Annotated in this window: 25 protein-coding genes; 7 read left to right on the forward strand and 18 right to left on the reverse strand. The window is 72.2% G+C overall.

Going from position 1 to position 25,491, the window contains the following annotated elements:
* The first annotated feature begins 28 nt into the window (after positions 1–28).
* On the forward strand, positions 29–1,240 hold the full coding sequence (locus N5I75_RS34560) for an MFS transporter (RefSeq protein WP_476684095.1): 1,212 nt from the start codon (positions 29–31) through the stop codon (positions 1,238–1,240).
* Positions 1,241–1,306: 66 nt separating this feature from the next.
* Here the strand turns inward: N5I75_RS34560 and N5I75_RS34565 are convergent, their stop codons facing one another.
* Both N5I75_RS34565 and ctaD read right to left on the reverse strand, forming a co-directional pair.
* Positions 1,307–1,657, reverse strand: a complete 351-nt coding sequence (locus N5I75_RS34565; RefSeq protein ID WP_476684096.1) for a hypothetical protein — start codon at positions 1,655–1,657, stop codon at positions 1,307–1,309.
* The gene (ctaD, locus tag N5I75_RS34570; protein ID WP_476684097.1) at positions 1,654–3,357 is read right to left on the reverse strand and encodes an aa3-type cytochrome oxidase subunit I; all 1,704 of its coding nucleotides are present in this window, start codon (positions 3,355–3,357) and stop codon (positions 1,654–1,656) included. Before ctaD ends, N5I75_RS34565 begins: the two co-directional genes overlap by 4 nt.
* 257 nt (positions 3,358–3,614) lie before the next feature.
* On the opposite strand from ctaD, the gene N5I75_RS34575 reads away from it, so the two are divergent.
* Positions 3,615–5,411 carry an ATP-binding SpoIIE family protein phosphatase gene (locus N5I75_RS34575; RefSeq protein ID WP_476684098.1) on the forward strand — a complete coding sequence of 599 codons (1,797 nt, stop codon included), beginning with the start codon at positions 3,615–3,617 and terminating at the stop codon, positions 5,409–5,411.
* Positions 5,412–5,424: 13 nt separating this feature from the next.
* On the opposite strand, the gene N5I75_RS34580 is transcribed toward N5I75_RS34575, so the two are convergent.
* The gene (locus N5I75_RS34580; protein WP_476684099.1) at positions 5,425–5,847 is read right to left on the reverse strand and encodes a hypothetical protein; all 423 of its coding nucleotides are present in this window, start codon (positions 5,845–5,847) and stop codon (positions 5,425–5,427) included.
* A 347-nt stretch (positions 5,848–6,194) separates the two neighbouring features.
* Here N5I75_RS34580 and N5I75_RS34585 point away from each other — a divergent pair, with 347 nt between their 5' ends.
* The gene (locus tag N5I75_RS34585) at positions 6,195–6,461 is read left to right on the forward strand and encodes a hypothetical protein (RefSeq protein WP_476684100.1); all 267 of its coding nucleotides are present in this window, start codon (positions 6,195–6,197) and stop codon (positions 6,459–6,461) included.
* A gap of 111 nt (positions 6,462–6,572) precedes the next feature.
* Here N5I75_RS34585 and N5I75_RS34590 read toward each other — a convergent pair whose 3' ends face one another.
* The 10 genes from N5I75_RS34590 to N5I75_RS34635 form a co-directional block, all read right to left on the reverse strand.
* Positions 6,573–6,908 carry a hypothetical protein gene (locus tag N5I75_RS34590; RefSeq protein ID WP_476684101.1) on the reverse strand — a complete coding sequence of 112 codons (336 nt, stop codon included), beginning with the start codon at positions 6,906–6,908 and terminating at the stop codon, positions 6,573–6,575.
* A gap of 98 nt (positions 6,909–7,006) precedes the next feature.
* A complete protein-coding gene (locus tag N5I75_RS34595) occupies positions 7,007–7,585 on the reverse strand; it encodes a hypothetical protein (RefSeq protein ID WP_476684102.1) in 579 nt (192 codons plus the stop codon).
* A 95-nt stretch (positions 7,586–7,680) separates the two neighbouring features.
* Entirely contained in the window at positions 7,681–8,055 is a 375-nt protein-coding gene (locus N5I75_RS34600) for a hypothetical protein (protein ID WP_476684103.1), read from the reverse strand.
* Positions 8,056–8,107: 52 nt separating this feature from the next.
* Complete coding sequence (locus N5I75_RS34605; protein WP_476684104.1) at positions 8,108–9,106, reverse strand: nuclear transport factor 2 family protein; 999 nt, start codon at positions 9,104–9,106, stop codon at positions 8,108–8,110.
* 66 nt (positions 9,107–9,172) lie between these two features.
* Complete coding sequence (locus tag N5I75_RS34610; protein WP_476684105.1) at positions 9,173–10,525, reverse strand: MFS transporter; 1,353 nt, start codon at positions 10,523–10,525, stop codon at positions 9,173–9,175.
* Between the two features lie 127 nt (positions 10,526–10,652).
* Positions 10,653–11,450, reverse strand: a complete 798-nt coding sequence (locus N5I75_RS34615; RefSeq protein WP_476684106.1) for an HpcH/HpaI aldolase family protein — start codon at positions 11,448–11,450, stop codon at positions 10,653–10,655.
* Entirely contained in the window at positions 11,447–12,217 is a 771-nt protein-coding gene (locus tag N5I75_RS34620; protein ID WP_476684107.1) for an SDR family NAD(P)-dependent oxidoreductase, read from the reverse strand. Before N5I75_RS34620 ends, N5I75_RS34615 begins: the two co-directional genes overlap by 4 nt.
* Complete coding sequence (gene hisD / locus N5I75_RS34625) at positions 12,214–13,524, reverse strand: histidinol dehydrogenase (protein ID WP_476684108.1); 1,311 nt, start codon at positions 13,522–13,524, stop codon at positions 12,214–12,216. Before hisD (N5I75_RS34625) ends, N5I75_RS34620 begins: the two co-directional genes overlap by 4 nt.
* 63 nt (positions 13,525–13,587) lie before the next feature.
* Positions 13,588–14,340: an alpha/beta fold hydrolase gene (locus N5I75_RS34630; protein ID WP_476684109.1), complete on the reverse strand. Its 753-nt coding sequence runs from the start codon at positions 14,338–14,340 to the stop codon at positions 13,588–13,590.
* Entirely contained in the window at positions 14,337–15,476 is a 1,140-nt protein-coding gene (locus N5I75_RS34635) for a cupin domain-containing protein (RefSeq protein WP_476684110.1), read from the reverse strand. Before N5I75_RS34635 ends, N5I75_RS34630 begins: the two co-directional genes overlap by 4 nt.
* Positions 15,477–15,659: 183 nt before the next feature.
* Here N5I75_RS34635 and N5I75_RS34640 point away from each other — a divergent pair, with 183 nt between their 5' ends.
* Positions 15,660–16,658, forward strand: coding sequence for a LacI family DNA-binding transcriptional regulator (locus N5I75_RS34640; protein WP_476684111.1), 999 nt, complete (start codon positions 15,660–15,662; stop codon positions 16,656–16,658).
* Between the two features lie 13 nt (positions 16,659–16,671).
* Here the strand turns inward: N5I75_RS34640 and N5I75_RS34645 are convergent, their stop codons facing one another.
* The 3 genes from N5I75_RS34645 to N5I75_RS34655 form a co-directional block, all read right to left on the reverse strand.
* Positions 16,672–18,093: an amino acid permease gene (locus N5I75_RS34645; RefSeq protein WP_476684112.1), complete on the reverse strand. Its 1,422-nt coding sequence runs from the start codon at positions 18,091–18,093 to the stop codon at positions 16,672–16,674.
* Positions 18,094–18,274: 181 nt separating this feature from the next.
* Positions 18,275–19,636: a histidinol dehydrogenase gene (gene hisD, locus N5I75_RS34650; RefSeq protein ID WP_476684113.1), complete on the reverse strand. Its 1,362-nt coding sequence runs from the start codon at positions 19,634–19,636 to the stop codon at positions 18,275–18,277.
* A 66-nt stretch (positions 19,637–19,702) separates the two neighbouring features.
* Positions 19,703–20,617 (reverse strand): LysR family transcriptional regulator, encoded by a 915-nt coding sequence (locus tag N5I75_RS34655; RefSeq protein WP_476684114.1) that lies wholly within the window; start codon positions 20,615–20,617, stop codon positions 19,703–19,705.
* 118 nt (positions 20,618–20,735) lie between these two features.
* Here N5I75_RS34655 and N5I75_RS34660 point away from each other — a divergent pair, with 118 nt between their 5' ends.
* Positions 20,736–21,611 carry a carbon-nitrogen hydrolase family protein gene (locus N5I75_RS34660; protein WP_476684115.1) on the forward strand — a complete coding sequence of 292 codons (876 nt, stop codon included), beginning with the start codon at positions 20,736–20,738 and terminating at the stop codon, positions 21,609–21,611.
* A gap of 22 nt (positions 21,612–21,633) precedes the next feature.
* Here the strand turns inward: N5I75_RS34660 and N5I75_RS34665 are convergent, their stop codons facing one another.
* Together N5I75_RS34665 and N5I75_RS34670 are read right to left on the reverse strand one after the other, a co-directional pair.
* The gene (locus N5I75_RS34665; protein WP_476684116.1) at positions 21,634–22,053 is read right to left on the reverse strand and encodes a hypothetical protein; all 420 of its coding nucleotides are present in this window, start codon (positions 22,051–22,053) and stop codon (positions 21,634–21,636) included.
* A 35-nt stretch (positions 22,054–22,088) separates the two neighbouring features.
* Positions 22,089–23,093, reverse strand: coding sequence for a LacI family DNA-binding transcriptional regulator (locus tag N5I75_RS34670; protein ID WP_476684117.1), 1,005 nt, complete (start codon positions 23,091–23,093; stop codon positions 22,089–22,091).
* Between the two features lie 143 nt (positions 23,094–23,236).
* On the opposite strand from N5I75_RS34670, the gene N5I75_RS34675 reads away from it, so the two are divergent.
* Complete coding sequence (locus N5I75_RS34675; protein ID WP_476684118.1) at positions 23,237–24,052, forward strand: phytanoyl-CoA dioxygenase family protein; 816 nt, start codon at positions 23,237–23,239, stop codon at positions 24,050–24,052.
* On the forward strand, positions 24,045–25,472 hold the full coding sequence (locus N5I75_RS34680) for a sugar porter family MFS transporter (protein ID WP_476684119.1): 1,428 nt from the start codon (positions 24,045–24,047) through the stop codon (positions 25,470–25,472). Before N5I75_RS34675 ends, N5I75_RS34680 begins: the two co-directional genes overlap by 8 nt.
* Positions 25,473–25,491 lie beyond the last annotated feature (19 nt).

Here is a 25,491-nt window from a genome sequence, read left to right on the forward strand (position 1 = left end):
CGCTGTACTTCGAAAGGTCTCCTGCACCATGCCGCTGGCCCTGTTGGCCCTGGCTGTTGTCGCGTTCGGCATCGGCACGACCGAGTTCGCCACCATGGGGCTGCTGCCCCAGATCGCCGACGGCGTCGACGTCTCCGTGCCGCACGCCGGCAACCTCGTATCGGCCTACGCCCTCGGTGTCGTCGTCGGCGCCCCCGTCCTGACCGGCATCGGCGCCCGCATCCCGCACAAGCGGTTGCTGCTGCTCCTGTCGGGCCTCTTCGTCGTCGGCAACGTCGCCTCCGCGCTCGCCCCGAGCTTCGGGACGCTGTTCGCCGCCCGCTTCCTGGCCGGGCTGCCGCACGGCGCCCTGTTCGGCGTCGGCGCGGTGGTCGCCTCCCGGCTCGTCGCGCCCGAGCGGGCCGCGCGGGCCGTGTCGAAGATGTTCCTCGGGCTCACCGTCGCCAACATCGTCGGCGTCCCCGCGGGCACGGCGCTCGGCCAGCACCTGGGCTGGCGCGCCGCCTACTGGGCGGTCGCCGTCATCGGCGTCCTCGCCCTGGTCGCCCTCGCGCTGTTCGTCCCGCACCAGCCGCGCGGTCAGCAGTCGGGCATCCGGCACGAGCTGCGCGCCATGGGCAACAAGCAGGTCGTGATCGGCCTCGCGACCGCCGTCGTCGGCTTCGGCGGATTCTTCGCCGTCTACAGCTACCTCGTACCGATGCTGACCCACGTCACCGGCATCTCCGACACCTCCACCACGCTGGTCCTCGCGCTCTACGGCGTCGGCATGACGCTCGGCACGCTGCTCGCGGGCCCGCTCACCGACCGCGCCCTGCGCCCGACGCTCTACGGCGGCCTCGCGCTGCTCGCGGTGGCCCTGGTGACGTTCTACTTCACCGTCCACGCCACCGTCCCCGCGCTCATCACCATCACCGTCATCGGCGCGATGGGCTCCCTCATCACCACACCCGTGCAGATGCTGCTCATGGCCAAGGCGGAGAAGGCCCCGACCATGGCGGCGGCCTCCAACCACTCCGCCTTCAACCTCGCCAACGCGGGCGGCGCCTGGCTCGGCGGCCTCGCCATCTCGGCGGGCTGGGGCTGGGCCTCGCCCAACCTCGTCGGCGCGGTCCTCGCCGTCGCGGGCCTCGGCCTCGCCTTCACCGGCGGCGTCATGGACCGCGGCACCCGCCGCTCCGAGGTGATCAGCTCGTCCCTCGCGAAGACCCCGGCGGAGGAGACCACCCCCGCGCCCTGAGGCGCGGCAGGACACGCACAGGGGCCGTACGCCCGCCGGAATCCCCGGCAGGTGTACGGCCCCGGTTCACTTCTCGGCGACGTACGAGAACGAGACGTACGCGCACAGGGCGACGGCCGTGCCGACCCCGCCCAGACACCAGCCGAGACAGCGCGCCTTCAGCCTGGCGTACCGCTCGTCGTACTCCCCGCGCAGCTCACGCGCGCGGGCCGCGATCTGTGCGAGCGCCGCCTTGTGGAACGCGAGGCGCTCCTCGGTGAAGACGCGCTCCACCTCCTCGCGCTGCCCCGTGGTGAGCCAGGGCAGCCGCCGGGTGAAGTCCTCGGCCTGCGCCCGCGCCTCGGTCACCTTCGACGTCCACAGCAGGTACCCCTCCATCTGCTGGAGGCCGGACTCCACGTCGCGGTCGGCGCTCATTCGGAGTGGGTCTCGTTGCGGTGCCGGTTCTGGTTCGAGTCCAGGGCCGCGACGCCCGGGTGGTGCAGGTCGAACGCGGGGGACTCGGAGCGGACCCGCGGCAGGGTGCAGAAGTTGTGCCGCGGCGGCGGGCAGGACGTCGCCCACTCCAGGGAGCGGCCGTACCCCCACGGGTCGTCCACCACGATCTTCCGGCCGTACTTGGCGGTCTTCCAGACGTTGTAGAGGAACGGCAGGAGGGAGAGCCCGAGCAGGAAGGACGAGATCGACGAGATGGTGTTGAGCGTGGTGAAGCCGTCGGCCGCGAGGTAGTCCGCGTACCGGCGCGGCATCCCCTCCACACCCAGCCAGTGCTGGATGAGGAACGTGCCGTGGAACCCGACGAACAGCGTCCAGAAGGTGATCTTGCCGAGCCGTTCGTCGAGCATCTTGCCGGTGAACTTCGGCCACCAGAAGTGGAAGCCCGCGAACATCGCGAAGACGACCGTGCCGAAGACCACGTAGTGGAAATGGGCCACGACGAAGTACGAGTCCGAGACGTGGAAGTCGAGCGGCGGCGCCGCCAGGATGACGCCGGTCAGACCGCCGAAGAGGAAGGTCACCAGGAAGCCCACCGACCACAGCATCGGTGTCTCGAACGACAGCGAGCCCTTCCACATCGTGCCGATCCAGTTGAAGAACTTCACACCGGTCGGCACCGCGATGAGGAACGTCATGAAGGAGAAGAACGGCAGCAGCGCGCCGCCCGTGACGTACATGTGGTGCGCCCACACCGTCACCGACAGACCGGCGATCGCGATGGTCGCGCCGACCAGACCGGAGTAGCCGAAGATCGGCTTGCGGGAGAAGACCGGGATGACCTCGGAGACGATGCCGAAGAACGGCAACGCGATGATGTACACCTCCGGATGGCCGAAGAACCAGAACAGGTGCTGCCACAGCAGCGGACCGCCGTTCGCCGCGTCGAAGACGTGCGCCCCGAACTTGCGGTCCGCCTCCAGGGCGAGCAGCGCGGCGGCGAGCACCGGGAAGGCGAGCAGCACGAGGACGGCCGTGAGCAGCACGTTCCAGGTGAAGATCGGCATACGGAACACGGTCATGCCGGGGGCGCGCATGCAGATGATGGTGGTGATGAAGTTGACCGAGCCGAGGATGGTGCCGAAGCCCTGGAAGGCGAGGCCCATGACCCACATGTCGCCGCCGATGCCCGGGGAGTGCACGGCGTCCGACAGCGGGCTGTAGGCGAACCAGCCGAAGTCGGCCGCGCCCTGCGGGGTGAGGAAGCTGCCCATCGCGATCAGCGAGCCGAACAGGTACATCCAGTAGGCGAACATGTTCAGCCGCGGGAACGCCACGTCGGGGGCGCCGATCTGCAACGGCATGATCCAGTTGGCGAACCCGACGAAGAGCGGCGTGGCGAACATCAGCAGCATCACGGTGCCGTGCATCGTGAACGCCTGGTTGAACTGCTCGTTCGACAGGATCTGGTTCCCCGGCCTGGCCAGCTCGGCGCGCATGAAGAGCGCCATGACGCCGCCGATCAGGAAGAACGCGAACGACGTCGACAGGTACATCGTGCCGATCGTCTTGTGGTCGGTGGTGGTGAGCCACTTCACCACGACCGAGCCGGGGCGCCGCGCGTGGGCACTCTCCGAGTTGGGTGCGTCGGGCGCGGCCTCCGCGCTCTCCAAGGACGTCATCAGGTGTGGCTCTCTTCGTCGGTGCCGGCGAGGGATACGCGCAGCGGGGGATACGACCACGACTAGCCCAGGCTCGCCGCCGAAGCCGCGACGCGCCCTCCCGCGCGCGCGTGGTTCCCCCGAATGCACCAGTTCCGGGGTTGACGGGCCCGCCCCGCGCCGCGGCGAGCGGGCACATCCCGGCGAACCGGCGGAACATGGGAGGCGTCAGACCGGCGAGATGCCGAGACGCACGAGACGCACGAGGACGGACGGGAGTGGCACAGGTGGGTGGTGGTGGGCGCGAGCACGGCCGTTCCGCGGAGTACGCCGCCGAGGTGCGCCAGGTCGAGGCGTTGAACCGGCTCGAGGGCCCGGCCGCCGACGGCACCGGCGACCCGGCCGAGCGCGTCCGGCACCGCGCCGCCGACCTGCTCGTCACCGGGCACGCCCTGGCGCGCACGGAGTCCCTCGGCGACGCCCTCGCCCTGATCTCCCGCCTGCACGACCCCGCGCTGCCCCTGTGCGGCCAGGCGGTCTTCCGCGCCGACCGCGAAGTCCTGCACTGCGTCGGCCACTTCGGCTTCCCCGGCTGCGAGGACCCCGCCTTCCGCGTACCGCTGGACAGCGACTACCCCGGGGCGCAGGTCGCCAGGACCGGCCGCCCCGTCTTCCTCGCCTCCCCCGAGGAGTACCGCGACCGCTCGCCCGCCACCTTCGAACGCTCCGACCGCGAGGGCCACAAGGCGTGGGCGTTCCTGCCGCTGACGACGTACGGGCAGGTCACCGGCGTCTGGCTGACCGCGTTCGACGCCCCGGTGCAGATGACCGACGGCGTCCGCGCCCTCCTCGTCGCCCTCGCACGGCTGCTCAGCCAGAGCGTCGAGCACACCTACACCGGCGAGGCCGACCGCGCGCTCTCCCAGAGCCTGCGCTCCAGCATGTCCGGGACCGCCGCCGGCGTCGAAGGCCTCACCACCGCCGCCCGCTACCTGCCCACCGGCGGCGGGCTCATGGTGGGCGGCGACTGGTTCGACTGCATCTCCCTGCCCGGCGGCCGCCTCGGCCTCGTCGTCGGCGACGTCCAGGGCCACGACATGCACGCCGCGGGACTGATGTCCCAGCTGCGCACCGCCATCCACGCGTACGCCATCGAGGGCCACGGCCCCGACGCCGTCCTGACCCGCGCCTCCCACTTCCTCGCCGCGCTGGACGAGGACCGCTTCGCGACCTGCATCTACATGGAGGCCGACCCCGCCACCGGCACCGTGCGCATCGCCCGCGCCGGACACCCGCACCCCGTCCTGCGCCTGCCCGACGGCACCTGCCTGCTCAAGCACCTCAGCGGCGGCCTCCCCCTCGGCCTGGAGCTCACCGAGGACAACTACCCGGTCAACGTCCTCAGCCTGCGCGAGAACGAGATCCTCATGCTGTGCACCGACGGCCTGATCGAGGCGGGCGGCCACGACATGTACTCCGGCTGGCTCCGCGTCCGCAGCGCTCTCTCGCCCGGCACCCCCGACGACCTCGACGCCATGGCGGACCGGCTCCTCGGCGCCGTCGTCGCCCCCGGCGACCCGCGCTCGCCCGACCAGCCGGCCTCCATCACCGAGGACGACATCGCCCTGCTCCTGCTGCGCCGCGACCCCTCCGTGCCGCACTCGGGCCCGCCCGTGCGCCGCCTGCGCCTCACCCTCGAACAGGACCAGGCGGAGGCGCTCAGCGAGGCCCGTATCGAGTTCCAGGGCCTGCTCCACGACTGGGCGCGGCCCGAGCAGATCGACACCGCCGTCCTGCTCGCCTCGGAGCTGCTCGGCAACGTGCTGGTCCACACCGAGCACTCCGCGCTCCTGCGCGCCGACATCAGCGGCGCCCCGGGGCAGCGGCGCCTCCGCGTGGAGGTCACCGACCGCAGCGACGACGTCCCCCACCGGCGCGCCCCCGGAGAGATGTCCTCCTCCGGGCGCGGCCTCGTCCTGCTCGACCTGCTCGCCCACCAGTGGAACGTGCGCCCCGAACCGGAGGGCAAGACCGTCTGGTTCCTCCTCGACGAGGACGGCCCCGAGGAGCCCTGAGGCTGAGCCCGGCTCAGGCGCGGCCGTGCAGGGCCGTGCGGACCTGGTGCGACGCGGTCGGGAACAGCTGCGGGTCGGGGCCCGCGCCGAGGGAGGCGGTGATGAGGGCCTCGGTGCGGGGTGCGGTGGCGGGACCGGCGTTGCGGGCCGTGTACACGGTCTCCTTGTGCCGCTTGCCGTCGCAGGTGGGCGTAATCGAGGCGGCGTAGATGCCGCCCTTCGAGGTGTCGGCGAGGGCGACGTGCAGCGTGTCGGTGCCCATCAGCGCGTCGCACCGGTAGCGGACGGTCACCGCGACGCGGTCGTTCGCCGCCGTCGCCGAGACGATGTCGATCCGGTCGGCGGCCGTCGCGGGCGGGGTGGTGAGCGCGGCGGCGGCCGCGGTCAGGGCGAGGACGGTCGCGGTGCGGACGAGGCCTTCGCGGGTGCGGGACATGGAACCTCCGGCGGCTGGGACGGGGCTGCGGGCCGATCGGCCCGGCCGGTTCGAGTCTGTGCCGCCCGCCCCGGGCGCGCAGCGCGCTCCGTGCGCGGTGGCCGCCGTACGGGGGAATTGCGCAAAGTGCGCAAAAACCGTTTACTCCTACATTTGAGCAGGTCAGAAGGGTTGCGAGGGGAGACAACGCTGTCGTTCGGATTTCACGCACGGTGATGGTTGCGGATGCGGGGCGTGCACGGAGGCGGCAACGTCGGACGCGGCGGAAGGTGGCCCGTTCCGCCGGACCCCGGCAATGGCGCCGGGGGCTTGCCTTGGGCCGGCGAACTCTGAAAGGACCGCATCAGATGCGCAAGATTGCCAAGTACGTCGCTGTCGGCGCCCTCGTCACCCCCCTCGTCATCGGCAGCGCCGGCCTGGCGTCGGCCCACGACGGTCCGGGCCACGACGGCCCGGGCTACGGGAAGGCGTCGAACTCCGCGGGCGTGAACGGCGGACGCACCTCCGCCACGTTCAGCGGCTTCGGCCCTGACGGCAAGGCCTACTTCGTCACTACCAGCAAGCAGGCCGGTCCCACGGGTGCCTCCGGCACCACGGTGGGCTCGCACTCCTGACGCGCTCCCCGGTGCGGCTCGACCGCTGAGCCGGACCGCGCCGTGTGCCCCGAAGTCGGCCGGCTTCGGGGCACACGGCTGTGCGGAACGCAAGGAGTCACGGGGTCGGGGTCAGGAGTGCGTGCGGATCGTGGACCAGGTGGGACCGCCGGGGCCGCCGACCGTCACGACCGACTTCTCGAAGTACGCGGTGCCCGCGTCGTCGAAGCCGGACGCGGTGGTGGTGCAGACGATGCGGCCGCCGCTGAAGTCCAGCGTCTCCTGGCCGAACGCCGGGCCGCCGGGGCTGAACGGCGCCTCCGCCGTGGGCATCCGCGCACCGGCCGCGGGGGGAGGCTCCGCGGCGGCTGCGGCCCCCGGCGCGGCCAGGCAGAACCCGGCGGCCAGGGCGAGGGTCAGAACGGTCGGACGCGGCGCGAGGCGGCGCCCCGAAGGCAGGATCGACATGGTCCGACCGTGCCCGCCGGGCACCGGCGGGGGCGGCGACGCACCGGCACGGGCCGGTCGCCGCCACCCGTAAGTGTCATTGTCCGACTGCGGTCGGGCTAGTGGCCGGAGGCCGTGGTGACGGGCAGCGGAAGCGGGCGCGTGGCGGCGCCCGCCGTGACCGGCACCTTCGAGTCGGCCGAGGCGGACGGGGCGGACGGGACGGCGGAAGCGGCCGGGGCCGCGGGCGTCGGCGACACCGCCCCCGGGATGCTGGTGGTGGTCTTCTCCGGCGCGAACAGGGCGTTGCCCCGGAACGTGACGGTGGCCGCGCTCATCTGATGCGGCGTCACATGGAACGTGCAGGTGAACCGGCCCTCGCGGGTCGTGGTGGTGTTGCACCTCTGCGGCGCGGTCCGGGCGTCGCCGCTGACCTCCACCGACACCGCGAGCCGGGCCAGGGGGAAGAGCAGGGTGTCGCCCTCGACGAGCCGCCCCTTGACCCGCAGCGTCGACGCGGAGCCGACGACGGTCTCCCGGGCGCTCAGTTCGGTGACGACCGTGGCCGTGCGCGTGGTGTCGGCGGGCCGGTGGTGCGGGGCCGCGGGCGGCCGGCCGGCGGCGCCCGCGGCCGGCGCGGCCACGCCGATGACCAGTGGCGTGACCGCGGCGAACAGCAGTTGTCTGCGGATATGCATCACACAGCGCTCCCGTGCAAGAGGAAAGACGAACGATCTTCTTGCGGGGTGTATGCCACTCGCGGGACGACGGTTAACGGGGCCGTGCGCGCCCCTCAGTGATCGGAGTAGCTGAAGTCCCCGACCGTCCAGGCGTTGACGTCCGAGATGGCCACCCGGTACATCCCGCCCGTCTCGGGGATGCCCATGGTGCCCTGGAGGATGCGCGCGACGTGGAAGTGCAGGTGGGTGGGTGTCCCGGCCGGCGCGGGCGGCGCGTCCGTGTCCAGCGAGATGAAGGCGGTCGCGAACGGGCCTAGGTGGTCGGAGTCCTTGAGGACCTCCGACACCCGCCGGCGCCAGACCGCTTCCGGCGCGAGGCGGCCGGTGATGACCGTGCCGCCGGTGACCACAGTCAGGGACATCTGAGTGCTCTGTTCCGACTCCACGGTGGCCGCGAGCACGGTGAGCAGTTCGTCAGGCTTCGACATGGCCGCAGATTCTATGTGACCCGGTCCCCCGTGACCGGGTCACCCCACGTCATCAGTAGATGTTGACCTCGACCTCGGGGCCGTCGCCCCGGGCCGCGTTGATCTGCGCGCGGAGCGAGATCTCGTCGTAGACGCGGAACTCCTTGACGATGCGGCCCTCCTGGACCAGGAACTGGGAGACGCCGAGCATGGTCACCGGCTGCCCGGTCAGCGGGCCGAAGTCCGGCGTGCCCCGGTAGCTGCCGTGCAGGGTCCACAGGACGGCGATGCGCAGGCCCGCGTAGCGCGGGTCGTGGTGGGTCTGCACGTCGCGGACGGCGAACTTCGCGTCGGGGAAGGCGCCGACCAGCGACAGGAGGTCGCTCTGGTAGCGCTCCGGGCGGATGACGGTGCGGTCGCCGACGGTGTGCAGGAACAGGTCGCGGACCATGTAGTCCTTGATCTTGTTCAGTCGGCGCTGCGACCACACCTCCTCGATGAACTCCAGGACCATCTCGCACTCGGGGCGGAAATCGTCCGGGCGCGGACCGCTGACGCCGCACGCCAGGACGTCGGCCGGGGGCTCCTCGGTCATCGAGCCGGTGTAGCCCTGGAAGCGCAGCGCGCGGGCGGCCTCGGCGGGGTCGATGCCGAGCTGCAGACAGTCCGCCAGCTCGTCGCGGACCACCCACTCCTCGACCATGCGGCCGCGCCGGTAGAGGCAGTTGGCCACCGTGCGCTTGCGGACGCGGATGTTGCGCCCGCCGACGAGGTGCTCGTCCGCGGAGAAGACCAGGTGCGAACTGAGGAACGCGTCGTCCCCGCGCGCCTCCCACACCACGTCCTCGGCCTGGCCGATGTGGCCCGGCGTGGAGCCGATCCGCATCGTGGTGCCCTCGATGACACCGTCACGGCCGACGACGGTGCCCAGGCTGGTGTGGACGATCGAGTCGGGCTCGTAGTTCTCGACGATGTGGGCGATGTCGCGGTCGACCCAGATGCGGTCGGTGACCTCGCGGATGAAGTCGTCCGGGTCCTTGTAGGGGAGGTAGGCGGCGGGGTCGAGCGGCACGGGTGGCTCCGTTCTCAGAGGGTGGGTATGTGTATGCGTATGCAGGTGGGCTGACGTTCCCGGTGCTCAGGACTGCTTGGCGAACTTGTCCGCGCCGAGCTGGCTCCGGTAGGTCTCCGTCATGAAGCGGCTCACCGTCACCAGGGCGAGGAGCGCGGCCACCGCCAAGTAGACCCAGACGGCATAGATCGTGTCGAAGGTGTTCACGAGCAGCGCGGCCACGAACGGCGTGATCCCCATGAAGATGGAGAACGAGCTGTTGTACGCGATGGCGCTGGCGCTGAACCGGGTGCGGGTCGCGAACAGCTCGGCCGCGCAGACCGTGATGATGCCGGTGAGGAAGAACTCCGGTACTAGGTAGATGAGTTGGCTGGCGACCGCGGCCCCGAAGGTGCCCGCCTCACCGACCCAGAAGGCGACCGGTACGAGAACGATGCAGGCGGCGGCGCCCGTCATCAGCATCGGCCTGCGCCCGATCCGGTCCGACAGCATGCCGGCCAGCGGCAGCATCGGGATGAGGACCGCGATGGAGATGGCGTTCGAGGCGAGGCCCATCCAGCGCGGAAGCCCGAGCGTGTCCGTCAGGTACTGCGGATAGAACGTGACCCAGGTGTAGGAGAGGATCGCGCACATGATGGAGATGCCGCAGTAGACGAGGATGGGGCGCGCCTGCGTGCGCAGCGCCTCGCGCACCGGCGCCTTCACGACCTGCGTCCCGTCGGCGGTGGCCCGGACGAACTCGGGCGTCTCCTGGATGTGCCGGCGCAGCCAGATCCCGACCAGGCTGAGCGGGATCGCGAGCAGGAACGGGATGCGCCAGCCGTAGGAGTCGAGCGCGTCCCCGTCGAAGACCCAACTGGTCAGCGCGGCCGTACCGGCACCCGCGAGCGTGCCGACGAAGCAGCTGTTCGAGGCGTACGAGGTGTAGTACGCCCGCCGGTTCGGCTCGGCCCACTCGACGATGAAGGCCACCGCGCCGACGTACTCGCCGCCCGAGACCGTGCCCTGCACGACGCGGAGCACGAGCAGCAGGACCGGCGCGAGGATGCCGACCTGGTGGTAGGTGGGCAGGGCGCCGATCAGCGCGGTCGCCACGCCCATGAACACGATCGTCCACAGCAGGGTCTTCTTGCGTCCTGCCCGGTCGCCCCAGCGGCCCACGAGGGTGCCGCCGAGCGGCCGGAACAGGCAGGCCACGGCGATGATCGCGTAGGTGCCGAGGACCGCCACGGTCCGGTCGCTCTCGGGGAAGAAGGCGGGGGCCATGATCGGGGCCATGTAGCCGTAGAGCCCGTAGTCGAACTGCTCTACGAAGTTGCCGATGCTGCCCGCGCCGATGGCCCGGCGGATCGCACGGCGCCGGACCGGATCGGACGGCGGCGCGTCGGGGAGGGTGGTGGGAGGCGCTGCGGCGGACATGGCTTCTCCGATCGCGCAGGGGGAGAGGGGTGCGGAACGTGCGGGGAGCACGGGGGAGCGGGGCGTTCATCCGTGGTGTGCATACGTATGAACTCGGAATGAACGCTAAGGGCCCCGTCAGGGGGCGTCAAGAGGCTGCCGGGGAGTAAGTGGCGTCCGGGGACGCCGGCTCCGCGAGGGCGCGGAACGTGTCCATCAGGACGTGCGCCATGTTGAAGAGAATCAGCTGCGAACCGGCCTTCTCGGCGGCCCTGGCACGCTCCTGACCGGGCACGATGGTCATGACGGCGCGACCGGTTGCGCGGGCGGCGCCCTGCGCATGGGCGATGAGCCCGTCGACGGTCTCCTGGCCCGGGAAACCGAGGTCCGCCGCGAGGTCGGCCGGGCCGACCAGGACGGCGTCCACACCCGGCGTCGCGGCGATCTCCTCGGCGGCGGCGCAGGCCCGCTCCGTCTCGATCATCGCCACGACGAGGGTGTCCTCGGCGGCGGCCACGTGCTCGGCGGCGGTGACCGTGCCGAACCGGCCCGCCCTGCTGTAGGTGGCGAACCCGCGCTCACCGAGCGGCGGATAGTGGCTCGCGGCCACCGCGCGGCGGGCGTCCCCGGCGCTGTCCACGTGCGGATGGATCAGTCCGACGGCGCCCAGGTCCAGGCAGCGCAGGGCGAGCGACGGCTCGGCCGTGCCCACGCGGACCAGGACGTCGATGCCCTGCGCCGCGGCGGCGGTGAGGTGGTGCTGGAGCAGCGCGGTGTCGGCGGGACCGTGCTCGCAGTCGATGACCACGTAGTCCAGGCCCGCGACGCCCGCCATCTCCACGAGCGTCTCAGAGGGCAGCCGCAGCAGCGCGCCGCGCAGGCGCTCACCTGCCGCGAGCCGCTGCTTGAGGCTGCGGCGCGGCTCTCCCGCGCGCGGCGCCGTCACCGTGCCACCATCCCGGCCGACAGGTCGATGTCGGCGCCGCACAGGCCGCGCATGCGCAGCATCGCGGTCACGGCGTCGCCCACCTCGTCCTCGGTGACCATCCGCCCGAGAGCGGAGCGCGCCACGAACGCCTGCTCCGCCTCGGCGTAACTGCTGCCCGTGCGCTCGGCCTCCAGGCGGAAGTTGCGCTCCATGCGCGGGCCCGAGACCGGGCCGGGGGAGAGCGAGTTGACCGTGACGCCCAGCGGCCCGACCTCGCCCGCAAGGGTCGTCGTGAGGCCGATGACCGCCATCTTCGAGGCGCAGTACGGCGTACGCCGAAGCAGCGGCCGTTTGCCGGACACGGAGGCGATGTTGATGACGTCACCGGCGCCGCGCCCGGTCATGGCGGGCAGGAAGGCGCGGCACATGAGGAACACGCCGCGCACGTTCACGTCGAAGACCTCGTCCCACTCCGCCGGGTCGATCTCGGTCAGCGGCGCGACGGGTCCGGCGATCCCGGCGTTGTTGACCAGGATCGATATCTCCTGGTCCGCGAGGCTCGCGGCGAGTTCCCGTACCTGGTCCGGCCGCGACACGTCGCAGACCCGGTGCTCGGCGCGCGGGCCGAGGGCGGCGACCGTCTCCTTCAGCGCGGTCTCGTTGCGGCCGGTGATCACGACGCGGGCACCGTCGGCGAGGAGGGAGCGCGCGACGGCGGCGCCGAGCCCGCTGCCTCCTCCGGTGACGAGCGCGGTCCGGCCGGCCAGCGGCTCGGCGGCGCTCACGCCCGGCCCTCCTCGTTCCACGGCAGCGTGCCCTTGCCGTACTTGGCGGCCCGTACGTCGCCGGAGCGGGCGTGGCCCTCGAACAGCTCGACCCGCGCGGCCCGCCCGCACACCTCACCGAGCAGGGCGGAGGAGGAGGTGTCGGTCACCTCCTGATACGTCACCGTCTTGAGGTACTTGCCGACCCACAGGCCACCCGTGTAGCGCGCGGCGCCCCTGGTGGGCAGCACATGGTTGGTGCCGATGACCTTGTCCCCGTACGAGACACATGTGCCCTCGCCGAGGAAGAGGGCGCCGTAGTCGTGCATCTTCTCCAGGGCCTGGCGCGGGTTCTCGGTGAGGACCTCGACGTGTTCACTGGCGTAGGAGTCGGCGATCTCGAAGGCCTCGTCGAGGGTGCCGGCGACGACGATCTCACCGTGGTCGCGCCAGGCGGGCCCGGCGAAGTCCTTGGTCGGCATCCCGGGCAGCAGCCGCTCGACGTGCGCGGCGACCTGGTGGCCAAGGTCCTCGGAGGTGGTGACGAGGACGGCGGGGGAGTCCGGGCCGTGCTCGGCCTGGGAGAGCAGGTCGACGGCGACGACGAACGGGTCCGCGTGCTCGTCGGCGATGACCAGGATCTCCGTCGGCCCGGCGAACAGGTCGATGCCGACCTCACCGAAGAGCTGCCGCTTGGCCTCGGCGACGTACGCGTTGCCCGGACCGGCGATCATCGGGACGCGCCCGATCGTCTCCGTGCCGAGGGCCAGCGCGGCGACGGCCTGGACGCCGCCCAGGAGGTAGATCTCGTCGGCGCCCGCGAGGTGCATCGCGGCGACCGTGGCGGCGGGGATCTCGCCCCGGATCGGCGGAGTGCAGGCGGCGACCCGGGGGACGCCCGCGACCTTGGCGGTCACGATCGTCATGTGCGCGGACGCGGTCAGCGGGTAGCGCCCGCCCGGCACGTACGCGCCCGCGCCGGACACCGGCACATGGTGGTGGCCGAGGCGGACCCCGGGCAGGGTCTCGATCTCCACGTCGCGCATCGAGTCGCGCTGCGCCTGTGCGAACGCCCGCACCTGTTCCTGCACGAAGCGGATGTCGTCCAGGACGGTCTCCGGGACGTCGGAGACGATGCGCGCGATGTCGTCGGGCGACAGCCGGAACGATTCGGGGCTCCAGCCGTCGAACTTCTCCGAGTACTGGCGAACGGCGTCGTCACCGCGCGCGCGGATGTCGTCGAGGATGGCGTGGACGCGCTCGGCGACATCGGCACGGCCGGCGCTGACCTGCGCGGCGGGCACGGGGGATTTCAGGTGTCGGGGCATGACGGCTCTCTTCTCACGGATTCTTACGGAGGTGCAGGGGTGCAGGGGTGCAGAAAGGTCAGGTCAGGTCAGGGCGACCGGGGCCGCGCCGCGCTCGGCGGCGTCGACGACCGCGCGCACCGCCTCGGTCACGGCACCAGGCCGTTGCCACGGCAGCAGGTGCCCCGCGTCGGGCAGCTCCCGCAGCCGGGCGCCGGGCACGGTGTCGGCGATCGCCCGGTGGAACACGGGCGGGCACAGGGCGTCCCGCGCGCCGCTCAGGACGAGGGCCGGGCAGCGCGCGGAGCGCAGCGCGTCGGCCGCGTCGGTGCGGGTGGCCTGCGCGGCGAGCTGGGCGCGGGCGGCGCCAGGACCTACCCGGTGAGCCATCTCCCGGTAACGGTCGGCCTGTTCGGGGGTGAAGCGGCGGCCGGGGAACATGTCGGGGAGGGTCTGTTCGACGACGTCCGCGAAGCGCCCGGCGTCGATCTTCTCGCCCATCGCGCGCCAGGCCGCGTACTGCTCGGGGCGCGGCGCCTGCGCGTTGGTCGACATCACGCACAGGCCCGCGATCCGCTCCGGGGCCCGGCGCAGCGCCTCGAAGCCGACGATGGCGCCCAGGCTGAGGCCGACCAGGACGAACGGGCCCGGCACCGAGGCCAGTACGTCGTCCGCGAGCGCCCCGATGTCCGGCTTCGTCAGCGGGACGTGACGCACCTCGCGGTCGCCGGGGAAGTCCACGTCCGCCCATAGACCCCGGTCGCAGAGCATCCCGGGAACGACGACCACCGGCAGCGGGCGGCCCTCGCCGCCGCCCCGGCGCACGGCGGCGGTCACCAGCGCCGGGCGGAGCGCGGCAGCAGCGCGTACGGGGCGACGTAGCCGTTGTGGTCGATGCCGAGGCCCGCGTCGGCGGCGGCCTTGCAGACCTCCTCGTCCCACTCCAGACGGACGCGGCCGTCGCCGGAGTTGACCACGAGGAGATCGCCCTCGGTGTCGCCGGCATTGCGCAGGGTCCGCCAGGCGTCCTGCGGCACGGAGAGCATGTCGCGCGGGCCGATCCGGACGGAGACAGGGTCCGTGCGGTTGAGCGTGATCTCCCACTCGCCGCTCTGCACGATCAGCGTCTGCGTCTCGTGCTGGCGGTGGTACGAGACGCCCTGGCCGGGCTCGGCGCGCAGCCACGCCGCGTTGTGGCCGTGCGGGTTGAAGATGCGCGGCTCCTGGTGCGGGTCCTCGGTCATGCCGTAACCGATGACGCAGGCGAGGCGGGCGCCGCCGCCGGGCAGGGAGCTGTCGAGGAAGGGGTGGTCCGACCAGACCAGGTCGTCGGTGGCGGCGACGCGGCGCTTCATCTCGTCGGGGCTGTAGTGGCGGAGGCGGTCGATCTGCTCCTGGGCCATCGGCGTGACGCGCTCGCTCTCCGGCGGCAGCGCGTCACCGGCGACGGTGTCGATGAGCTGATTGTCGGCGCTGAGGTAGAGGCCGTGGCCCGCCGCCTCGCGCAGGACCGAGGGGCCCCAGATGATGCCGCCGGTGTGGTCCATGCCGAGGACGGTGAACATCCAGCCGTCGTCCGGGCCGGTGTTGGTGAAGCCGCGGAAGATCCAGGTGGGGACGGAGGCGATGTCACCGGCGCGGAGCGTGAGTTCGCCCTCGGTGCCGTCGGCGCCCCAGCGCAGCAGGTACTCGCCCTCGGTGCAGATGAACACCTCGGCGGTGTAGTGCAGGTGCAGGTTGTTGGTGATGCCGTGCGGCATGGCGGCGGCGCCGATGTTGTAGCCGTGCGGCAGGCGGAGGTTGACGAACTGGCCGGCGGCCTGCGAGACGCCCGGCCCGATCATCGCGTAGTTCTCCTTCCGGTCCGAGCCGGGTGTGCGGCAGTCGATGAAGGCCTGGTTGCAGGAGACGAAGTCGCTGCGGCGCACCGTGCGCTCCGCGAGTTCGCTGCTGGTGACGGTGGCTTCGGGCATGACGGACGACTCCTTGCTGCACGCGCAGCCGACCTGCGGATGCGTTGTTGGAATACGTATGCATTCCCATGACAGGTGTTGGGGTGGCGTTGTGTCAAGGGGTCGGGCCGGATTCGGCATACGTATACTGATCCGGAAGCCCGCCGGGATGGCGGCGCGGTGCCGGGGACGAGGGGCGAGCCGATGGGGATCACCAGTCACGACGTGGCCAGGCTGGCCGGGGTCTCGCAGCCCACGGTCTCGCGGGCGCTGCGCGACGACCCCCGGGTGTCGCAGGCGACCAGGGAGAAGGTCAGGCGGGCCGCACTGGCGCTGAACTACGTGCCGAGCGAGGCGGGGCGCACCCTGTCCACGCGTTCGACCCGGCGCGTCGGCGTCATCGTCACCGACCTGACGAACCCGTTCTATCCGCATGTGATCGCCCCGCTCCACGACGAGCTGCGCGGTCTCGGCTACCGGATGATGCTGATCACCGAGCGGTCCGACGAGGCCGTCGCCGAGGAGAAGCTCCTCGACCAGTCCCTGGACGGGGTCGTCCTGGCGACGGCGACCACGGATTCCCGCCTGCCGGCCCAGCTGGAGCGGCGCGGTATGCCGTACGTCTTCCTCAACCGCGACACCGGCCGCCCGGACGACTACGCCTCGGTCGTCGACAACGAGGGCGGTGGCCGGCTCGTCGCGCGCGAACTCGTCGCCCTGGGCCACCGGCGCGTCGCGGGCGTCTTCGGCTCGGCCAACACCACCACCGGGCGCGACCGCGAGCTCGGGTTCCGGCTGGCTCTCGCCGAGGCGGGCGTCGGGCTCGCCGAGGACCGGGTGGTGCGCGGCGCCTTCGAGTTCGACACCGGCTACCGCGCGCTGCCCCGGCTCCTCGACGCCGCCGCGCCGCCGACCGCCGTGTTCTGCGGCAACGACGTGGTCGCCATCGGCGTCCTGAACGCCGCGCTCGCGGCGGGTGTCCGCGTCCCCGACGACCTCACCGTCATCGGTTTCGACGACCTTCCGATGGCGGCCTGGGAGGTGTTCCGGCTCACCACCGTCCGGCACGACCTCGGCGAACTGTCGCGGCAGGCGGCCCGGCTCCTGGTCCGGCGCATCGGCGGCGAGGTCGACGCGGCCGGTGAACGCCTCGTGCTGCCGACCGAGTTCGTGCCGAGGGCGACGCACGCGCGCGTGTCCTGACGGGCCGCGTCGTTCACAGCCGGGCGGCGGCGGGTTCAGCCGTGTCCGCGCCGCTGCCGGTGGATCCCCGTAGCCTGCGCTGGCGTACGACCCCCACGGCGACGAGGACCGCAGCGAGGCCCAGCGAGAGCCAGAGTTCGAGCCGGTGTCCGGGCAGGACGGCCATGAGGACGAGCACCCCGGCGATGAAGACGATCGTGGCGAGCGTGAGGTAGGGGAACGCCCACATGCGCACCTCGGCCGGGCGGCCGCCCTTGCGCCGGTTCGCGTACTGGGTGAGCGCGATGACGAGGTACATCATGAGCGCGATCGCGCCGCTGGAGGCGATGAGATACGTGAAGACGCTCGGCAGCAGGTAGTTGGCGACGACCGCGGCGGCGCCGATGACGGTGGAGGCGACGACCGCGTTGCGCGGCACTCCGTGGCGCGAGGTGCGGCCGAAGGCGGCGGGCGCGTCGCCGCGCTTGGCCAGCGAGAACACCATGCGCGACGCCGTGTAGACGGCGGAGTTGAGGCAGCTGCTGACGGCGACGACCAGGACGACGTCCATGATGCGGCCCGCGCCCGGGATGTTCATCAGCTCCAGGACGGCCTGGTACGAGCCGGCCTCCGCGAGGTCGGCGGAGTTCCACGGCACGAGGCAGACGACGACGAGGATCGAGCCGATGTAGAAGAGCCCGAGGCGCCAGACGACCGCGCGGACGGCCTTCTTGATGTTCTTCTTCGGCTCCTCCGACTCGGCGGCGGCGATGGTGACGATCTCGCTGCCCTGGAAGCTGAACATCGCGGTGAGCAGCCCGGCGAGGATCGCGACACCGCCCTTGGGGGCGAAACCGCCGTCGCTCCACAGATGGGAGATGCCGTGCGTGTCGGAGCCGGGCAGCACCCCGAGGATCGCGAGCACGCCGAGGACGAGGAAGGCGACGATCGCGACGACCTTCAACAGCGCGAACCAGTACTCGAACTCCCCGTAGTTGCGCACCGCGAGCAGGTTGCTGCCCGCGAGGAGCACGATCATCGCGAGCGCCGGGATCCAGCTCGGCAGCGAGGTGAGGGCGGCGATGACCTCACCGGCCGCGATCGCCTCGATGGGGATCACGAGAATGTAGAACCACCAGTAGAGCCACCCGATCGAGAACCCCGCCCAGCGGCCGAGCGCGCGGTCCGCGTATGTGGAGAAGGACCCGGTGTCGGGCTGCGCGACGGCCATCTCACCGAGCATCTGCATGACGAGCACGACGAGCGCGGCGGCCAGCAGGAACGAGATCAGGACGGCGGGGCCCGCGGCGGCCACCGCGGTGGAGGAGCCGACGAAGAGACCGGCGCCGATCACCCCGCCGATGGAGATCATGGTGATCTGGCGGCCCTTGAGGCCCTGGGTGAGAGCGGCGCCCGCGGGGGCGGCCGGTGGTGGCTCGGGCGGGTGGTGCGGCATACGGGGATCCTCGGATGGGCGTGGGGACGCGGGCGACCTGACGGGAGAAGGGGGCGGGGACGGGCCCGTGTCCGCGCCGCCGCACGGGTGGGAAGGCGGCGCGGACACGGGGGACGGGGGAGGCGGGCCCCGCCGCCGGGCAGCGCGGGCGGCGCGGCGGCGGGGAAGACGGCGGGACGGGTCAGAGCTGCTCGCGCAGCGCCGCCGGCACGGCGTCGAACATCTTGTCCGTGCGGCCGACCTTGTCGAGGCGCAGGGTCGCGGTCGCGCCGTGGGCGGCGAGGCCCTCGAACGCGGAGATCCGCTCGACGGCCGGGGCGAGCGCCGCCGTCCCCTCCTTCACGGCCCGTTGGTACGTCAGCGGCTTGAGGAAGCGGGAGACGGAGAGCCCGGCGTTGTAGCGGGCGGTCTTGCCGGTCGGCAGGACGTGGTTGGTGCCCGCGATGCCCTTGTCGGAGTAGGCGACCGTGGACCAGGGCCCGATGAAGAGGGAGCCGTAGCAGGTGAGGTTGTCCAGGTAGTAGTCGTCGTCCTCGGTCTGGATCTCCAGGTGCTCGGGGCCGAGGACGTCGGCGACGGCGACCGCGTCGGCCTTGTCGCCGACCACGATGACCGAGCCGAAGTCGCGCCAGGCCGGACCGGCGATGTCGCGGGTGGTCAGCGTCGCGAGCTGGCGCTCGATCTCCGCGATGACGGCGCGCCCGGTCGCCTCGGAGGTGGTGATGAGGGCGGCGGGGGAGTTGGGGCCGTGCTCGGCCTGGCCGAGGAGGTCCGCCGCGACCCACGCCGGGTCCGCGCTGTCGTCGGCGATGACCGCGACCTCGGAGGGGCCGGCCAGCAGGTCGATGCCGACCTGGCCGAAGAGCTGCCGCTTCGCCTCGGTGACGAACGCGTTCCCGGCGCCGACGAGCATGTCGACCGGGGCCTCGCCGAGCAGGCCGAACGCCATCGCGCCGAGTGCCTGGACGCCGCCGAGGGCGAAGACGCGGTCGGCGCGGGAGAGGTGGGCGCCGTAGAGGACGGCGGGGTGGGCGCCGTGCTCGCCCGACGGGGGAGTGCAGGCGAGGACGGTCGGGACACCGGCCGTCTTGGCCACGTTGACGGTCATGAAGGCGCTGGCGAGGAGCGGGAAGCGGCCCGCCGGGAGGTAGGCGCCGACGCGCGAGACCGGCACGTAGCGCTGGCCTCCCGCGACGCCCGGGGCGAGTTCGATCTCGAAGTCGGTGAGGTGCTCGCGCTGGGCGGCGGCGAACCTGTGGGTGCGCTCGTACCCCATTTCCAGGGCGGTGCGGACGTCCGGGGGCAGCGCGTCCCCGGACTTCTTCAGCTCGGTGGCGCCGATCTCCAGGTCGCCGGACCAGCCATCCAGCTCCTCGGCGTAGGCGCGGACCGCGTCCATGCCCTTGCGCTCGATCTCCGACAGCATCTGCGACACCCGCTCGACGACCTTCGGGTCGCGCTGGGCGGGGGGACCGTCGACGGACGGCTTCTTGAGCCAGTTCAGAGGGGGCAGGGCCTGGGCTTCGTCGTGCGTGATCTGCATGGCGAGGACGCTAGGCGCTCCGCTGGCACAGGACCAGAGGGGCAGTTCCTGTCCTGTCCACAGGGTTTACCTGTACTTCAGCTCCGTGCCGATCTCGCGCAGGGTGTCCTCGGCGATCCGGGCCAGCTCCCGGGTGGCCCGGGACAGCGGGTGCCCCCGGCGCCGGACGAGGGCGATGGTGTCGTACAGCGGCTCGTCGAAGGACGCGGTGTGCAGCCCGGCGGGGAAGGTCGGGCCCGCCACGACGGCCCGGCTGGCGATCGTGTCGCCCACCCCGGCGGCCACGAGCTTCAGGGCGGCCTCGACGTGTTCGAGCTCGATCAGCGGGTCGACGTTCACCCCGGCGAGCTGGGCGCGCTCCGCGATCTGCCGCCGCGTCGGGTCCTGCCAGCCGTAATGCGCGTCGTAGAGCACGAGCGGCGCGCGCGAGAACGCCTGGATGGTCACGGGCGCACGGGTGCGCTCCTCGTCCGCGCTGACGTAGTACACCTCGTCGCGCAGGAGCGGGGTCACGGCAAGACCCTCGTCGTCGATGGGCAGGACGACCAGGCCCGCCTCGATGCGTCCGGCGGCGACGGCTGCGGCGGTCTCCGCCGAGTTCTGGCCGACGAGGCGGACACGGACCGACGGATAGCGGGCGTGGAAGAGCTGGACGAGGTTGGAGAGCAGGTAGTAGTCGGCGTTGCGCAGCACCCCGAAGGTGGCGGTGCCGCCGCCGAGCGAGCCGAGCGAGCGCACCGCCCGCGTCCCGTGGTCGGCGGCCTCGACCGCCTGCTGCGCGTACGGCAGCAGCTCCTGCCCGGCCGACGTCAGGGTCAGGGTGCGGCTGCCGCGGACGAACAGCTCGGCGTCCAGCTCGGCCTCCAGACGGCGGACGAGTTCGGAGGCCGATGCCTGCGCCATGTCCAGGGCCTGCGCCGCGGCGGTGAACGACCCGAGCCGCTCCGCCTCGACGAAGGCCCTCAGCTGAGTGAGGGTCATGGCCGCCATGCAAGCACAGGTTCACCCTGTGGTTCGCACAGGGTCCGGGGCCCTTGTCCTGGGGGCGGCCCGGGTGATTGGCTCGGCCGCGCCGCCCGCCCACCGGAGAGTGACGCCCATGTCCCAGCCTTTGCCGATCGGCCTCGTCCAGGCCGCCGCCCGCCCGCACGGCGCGCCCGACCTGGACTCCTTCGCGGCGGAGGTGAGCCGCCACACCAGGACCTACCCGGGTGTGCGGCTGTTCGCCCACCCGGAGCTGCACCTGTGCGGGCACACGCCGGACGAGGACCCCGAAGAGGTCATGGCCGCGGCGGCGCAACCGCTCGACGGGCCGCGCGGCAAGACGCTGGCCGCCCTCGCGGGCGACCTCGGCATCTGGCTCGTCCCGGGCAGCGTCTACGAGCTCGGCGAGGACGGGCGGATCTACAACACGGCCGTCGTGTACTCGCCGCAGGGCAGGCGTGTGGCGGCCTACCGCAAGATCTTCCCGTGGCGCCCGTACGAGACCACGGCCCCGGGTACGGAGTTCGTCGTCTTCGACATGACCGGGTACGGGCGCGTCGGCCTGTCCATCTGCTACGACGCCTGGTTCCCCGAGGTCACCCGGCACCTGGCCTGGCAGGGCGCGGACCTCGTCCTGAACCTGGTGCGCACCCCGACCGTGGACCGGGCGCAGGAGCTGGTGCTCGCCCGCGCCAACGCGATCGTCAACCAGACCTTCATGGCCAGCGTCAACGCGGCCCCGCCGGACGGCATCGGCCGCAGCGTCCTCGTCGACCCCGAGGGCCGGGTCCGCGCCGAGACCGGCCCCGAGCCGGAACAGGTCCTGACGGACGTGGTCGACCTGGCCGAGGCCCGCAGGGTCCGCACCCACGGCACCGCTGGCCTCACCCGCGTATGGGACCCCTTCGCCCAGGGCCAGGCACCGCTCGAACTCCCCTTGTACGGGGGCCGGATGGACCCGGCGCGGTGGCACGCGGGGCTGGGGGACTGACGCGCCGAGCTGCTCGGGCACCTCAGCCGGGCAGTAGTTCTTCGGCTCCGGCGGCGAGTTCGAGGGGCACTTGGCGCACGGTGCCGGACTCGGCGATGAGCACGTCGGGGATGTGGTTCTCGTGGAAGCGCACGTACCCGATGGTTCCGCGGGTGGTCGTCCGTGCGGCCAGCCGGCGCAGGAGTTCCCGCAGGGGTTCGAACTCGTCGGGGTGCACCTCCTGACGTGCCAGGAGGGACCAGCCCCGGGGCCCGCGCCGCAGAGTGGCGGTCAGCGCCCCGCCTATGCGGTGCGCGGGACCCGCGGCGGCCAGGAGCGGATACTCCTCGCTCTCGTCCTGCCCGTCGTCCCGCGGCGTCTCGCCCAGGTGCCACCGCAGGAGATCCAGCTCGGGGGAGTCCGGCAGGTCCAGGGCCAGGCACAGCTCGTAGAGGTCACTCACGCCGCAACGCTAACCCCTCCCGCCGGAGGCGGCTCTCAGGCCGTCCCGCGCACGACCAAGCGGTGCGGGACGATCAGGTCCTGTGGGGGGACGGCGTTGCCGGGGCTGTATATGCGGTCCGCCAGGCATTGCAGGGAGCGTTCCGCGATCTGGTGTTTGTCCGGGGCGATGGTGGTCAGGGGCGGGTGGCTGTAGCGGCCGTCCTCGATGTCGTCGAAGCCGACGATCGCGATGTCCTCGGGGACGCGGAGGCCGCGTTCGTGAGCGATGTGGAGAGCGCCGAGGGCGAGTTCGTCGCTGAAGGCGAAGACGGCGTCGGGCGCGGCGCCGCTGTCGAGGAGTTCGGTCATGGCGCGGGCGCCGTCCGCCCGGTGCAGGGCGGTCACCGGGCGGCGCAGCGCGTCGGGCCGGGGAAGACCGGCCCGGTCGAGCGCCCGGGCGTGGCCCTCGGCGCGCAGCAGGGCCGTGCCGTTGTGCAGATGGGGCTGGAGCCCGATCGCGGCGATCCGCCGCCGGCCGAGGCCGACGAGGTGGCGGGTCGCCTCGTCGGCGGCGGTGACGTTGTCGACGACCACGCGGTCCGCGGCCCCGTGCGGGCTGCGCTCGCCGAGCAGGACGAGCGGCACGGCCGGTGCGGTGGCGGCGAGTTCGGCCGGGTCGAGGGCCCAGGGGCTGATGATCAGGCCGTCGACGACGCGGCCGCCGCCCTGGGTGAGCAGCCGGCGCTCGGCGTCGGCGTCGCCCCGCGTCTGGTCGATGATCACGGTCCAGGAGCGGCGCCGCGCCTCGTCGACGAGGAGCCCCGCGAGTTCGCCGAAGTACGGGGAGTGCAGTTCGGGGATGGCCAGACCGATGATGCCGGTGCGGCCCGCGCGCAGGCTGCGGGCGGCCAGGTTCGGCTGGTAGCCGAGCGCGTCGATCGCCTCCTGGACGCGCTGCCGGGTCTCCGGCGCCACCGCGGCGCTGCCGCTGACGACGTTGGACACGGTGCGCACGGAGACCCCGGCCCGTGCGGCCACATCTTTCAGACGACTGCTCACCGCGTCATCTTTGCATGCCCGGTCCCGCCCGGAGCGGACCGTGTCCGCCCTCACGAAATCCCCGCGCCAAAGGGTATTGCAACGTTGCATTCAACGATGCAATGTAGGGCGCAAGCGAAAGCTCTGCTTGCAAGGAGGCAAGGATGACGGACGTCGACGTGGCCCAGGACGTGGCGAACCTGTACGAGGACGGCATCACCGCGCACAAGGGCGCCTTCACCCCGGAGTGGGCCGACCGGCTGCGCGAGGACATCGAGGCCGCCTACGAGGAGGCGCGCGCCCGGCCCGACGGCGCCGTGGGCCGCGGCCCGAACCGCTACTACGTGGAGATCCACCCCGAGCAGCTGCGCGGCTTCGTCGACCTCGTCGACCACCCCTGGGTCCGCTCCGTCGCCACCGCCGTGCTCGGCCCCGACTACCGCATCGTCGAACTCGGCTTCGACGTCCCCCTGGAGGGCGCGGTCAACCAGCCGTGGCACCGCGACTTCCCGATCCCCGACGAGACGCGCGCCGAACGCCGCCTGACCTCCCTGGCGTTCAACGTCACCGCGGTCGACACCGCCGAGGACATGGGCCCCTTCGAGATAGCCCCCGGCACCCAGTGGGACGACGAGCCCGACTTCGAGCACGGCATGTTCCCGCCCCGCGAGCGCTACGGCCGCTACGAGGAGCGCGCCGTGCGCAAGTACCCGCAGCGCGGCGACATCTCGGCCCGCACCGCGCTCACCATCCACCGCGGCACGAAGAACGAGTCCGCGAAGGCGCGGCCCGTCCTCGTCCTCGGCCTCGACGGGCCCGAGGCGCACAACGCGGACCGCCACGACACCGCCGTCACCAGGGAGTTCTGGGAGACGCTGCCCGAGCGGGTCCGCCACCACCTGGACTGCCCGGTCGTCGACAAGCTGACGCCGATCACGCAGAAGCACACCATCGAGGGTCTGGTCATGGGCGATGCCTGAGGCGTCGACCCTGGGCACCCGCCCCACGGCACACCCGCCCAGTACGGGACGGACACCGCTCCTCGTCTACGCGGTCGCCGCCGTCTCGGCCCTCGGCGGCCTGCTCTTCGGCTACGACACCGGCATCATCTCCGGCGCCCTGCTCCACCTCCGCGACGACCTCGACCTCTCCTCGCGCGAACAGGAGATCGTCGTCAGCGTCATCCTGCTCGGCGCCATGGTCGGCGCGCTCGTCTCCGGACGCGCCGCCGTGCGGCACGGGCGGCGCAAGGTCGTGGCGACCGTCGCGGTGATCTTCGGCGTCGGCGCGGTGGCCGCCGCGCTCGCCCCCGGCGTGACCACCCTGATCGCCGCGCGCTTCGTGCTCGGCCTCGCGGTCGGCGGCGCCTCCAACATGGTGCCCGTCTACATCGCGGAGCTGGCCCCCGCCGCCGTCCGCGGCCGCCTCATGGTGCTCTTCCAGCTCATGGTCGCCATCGGACAGCTCATCGCTTACCTGTGCGGCTGGGCGCTGAACGACAGCGGCGGCTGGCGCGTCATGTTCGCCCTCGCCGTCATCCCCGCCGTGGCCCTCGCCGTCGGCATGGCGTTCCTGCCCGAGAGCCCGCGCTGGCTCATCGAGCAGCACCGCCACGACGACGCCGCACGGACGCTGCGCAGGCTGCGGCCCGCCGGGGCGGACGTGGCGGCGGAGATCGCCGAGATCACCACGGTCACGGCCGACACGGCGTCCCACAGCGGCGGTTGGCGTCAGCTGCGGCAGCGGTGGCTGCGCCCGGCGCTGCTCATCGCCGTCGGCATCGCCGCCTTCTCGCAGCTCACCGGCATCAACGCCATCGTCTACTACGCCCCGACGATCCTGGACGACGCGGGCTTCGGGAACTCCGTGGCGCTGCTCACCGGCATCGGCATCGGCGCCATGCTGGTCGTCGCCGGTGTGGTGGGCGCCATCGCCGTCGACAAGGCGGGGCGGCGCCGCACGATGCTGTGGTTCCTGCCCGGCTCGGCGCTGGCCATGGCGGTGCTCGCGCTCGCCTTCGCCACCGGTTCGGGCTCGGCCGCCCAGCGCTGGACGGTGATCGTCTCCCTGTTCGCGTACATCCTGTGCAACGGCGTCGGCATGCAGGCCGTGCTGTGGCTGATCGGCCCCGAGATCCTGCCGCTGAGCGTGCGCGGCCCGGCCACCAGCCTCGCCACGCTGTCGGTGTGGGGCTTCGACCTGCTCATCGCCATGACGGCGCTGACGGCCATCAACACCGTCGGCCGCTCGGGCACGTTCCTCTTCTACGCGCTGATGAACGTCGCCTGCATCGTCTTCGTCGTCGCCAAGGTGCCGGAGACCAAGGGCCGGAGCCTGGAGAGCATCGAGCGCGCCCTGCGCGGCCCGCTGCCCTTCCGCAGAGCGCTGGACGAGAAGTGAGACGCCCGGCCGGTCAGGC

It is taken from the genome of Streptomyces sp. R818, assembly GCF_056172735.1.

What these genes read in the sequence shown, in the direction of transcription:
- N5I75_RS34580 (WP_476684099.1), bottom strand. Translation starts at nt 5,847, where the DNA reads ATGTCCCGCACCCGCGAAGGCCTCGTCCGCACCGCGACCGTCCTCGCC.
- N5I75_RS34655 (WP_476684114.1), bottom strand. Translation starts at nt 20,617, where the DNA reads ATGACCCTCACTCAGCTGAGGGCCTTCGTCGAGGCGGAGCGGCTCGGG.
- N5I75_RS34595 (WP_476684102.1), bottom strand. Translation starts at nt 7,585, where the DNA reads ATGCATATCCGCAGACAACTGCTGTTCGCCGCGGTCACGCCACTGGTC.
- N5I75_RS34635 (WP_476684110.1), bottom strand. Translation starts at nt 15,476, where the DNA reads ATGCCCGAAGCCACCGTCACCAGCAGCGAACTCGCGGAGCGCACGGTG.
- ctaD (WP_476684097.1), bottom strand. Translation starts at nt 3,357, where the DNA reads ATGACGTCCTTGGAGAGCGCGGAGGCCGCGCCCGACGCACCCAACTCG.
- N5I75_RS34585 (WP_476684100.1), top strand. Translation starts at nt 6,195, where the DNA reads ATGCGCAAGATTGCCAAGTACGTCGCTGTCGGCGCCCTCGTCACCCCC.
- N5I75_RS34590 (WP_476684101.1), bottom strand. Translation starts at nt 6,908, where the DNA reads ATGTCGATCCTGCCTTCGGGGCGCCGCCTCGCGCCGCGTCCGACCGTT.
- hisD (WP_476684113.1), bottom strand. Translation starts at nt 19,636, where the DNA reads ATGCAGATCACGCACGACGAAGCCCAGGCCCTGCCCCCTCTGAACTGG.
- N5I75_RS34645 (WP_476684112.1), bottom strand. Translation starts at nt 18,093, where the DNA reads ATGCCGCACCACCCGCCCGAGCCACCACCGGCCGCCCCCGCGGGCGCC.
- N5I75_RS34680 (WP_476684119.1), top strand. Translation starts at nt 24,045, where the DNA reads ATGCCTGAGGCGTCGACCCTGGGCACCCGCCCCACGGCACACCCGCCC.
- hisD (WP_476684108.1), bottom strand. Translation starts at nt 13,524, where the DNA reads ATGCCCCGACACCTGAAATCCCCCGTGCCCGCCGCGCAGGTCAGCGCC.
- N5I75_RS34660 (WP_476684115.1), top strand. Translation starts at nt 20,736, where the DNA reads ATGTCCCAGCCTTTGCCGATCGGCCTCGTCCAGGCCGCCGCCCGCCCG.
- N5I75_RS34560 (WP_476684095.1), top strand. Translation starts at nt 29, where the DNA reads ATGCCGCTGGCCCTGTTGGCCCTGGCTGTTGTCGCGTTCGGCATCGGC.
- N5I75_RS34675 (WP_476684118.1), top strand. Translation starts at nt 23,237, where the DNA reads ATGACGGACGTCGACGTGGCCCAGGACGTGGCGAACCTGTACGAGGAC.
- N5I75_RS34600 (WP_476684103.1), bottom strand. Translation starts at nt 8,055, where the DNA reads ATGTCGAAGCCTGACGAACTGCTCACCGTGCTCGCGGCCACCGTGGAG.
- N5I75_RS34610 (WP_476684105.1), bottom strand. Translation starts at nt 10,525, where the DNA reads ATGTCCGCCGCAGCGCCTCCCACCACCCTCCCCGACGCGCCGCCGTCC.
- N5I75_RS34565 (WP_476684096.1), bottom strand. Translation starts at nt 1,657, where the DNA reads ATGAGCGCCGACCGCGACGTGGAGTCCGGCCTCCAGCAGATGGAGGGG.
- N5I75_RS34640 (WP_476684111.1), top strand. Translation starts at nt 15,660, where the DNA reads ATGGGGATCACCAGTCACGACGTGGCCAGGCTGGCCGGGGTCTCGCAG.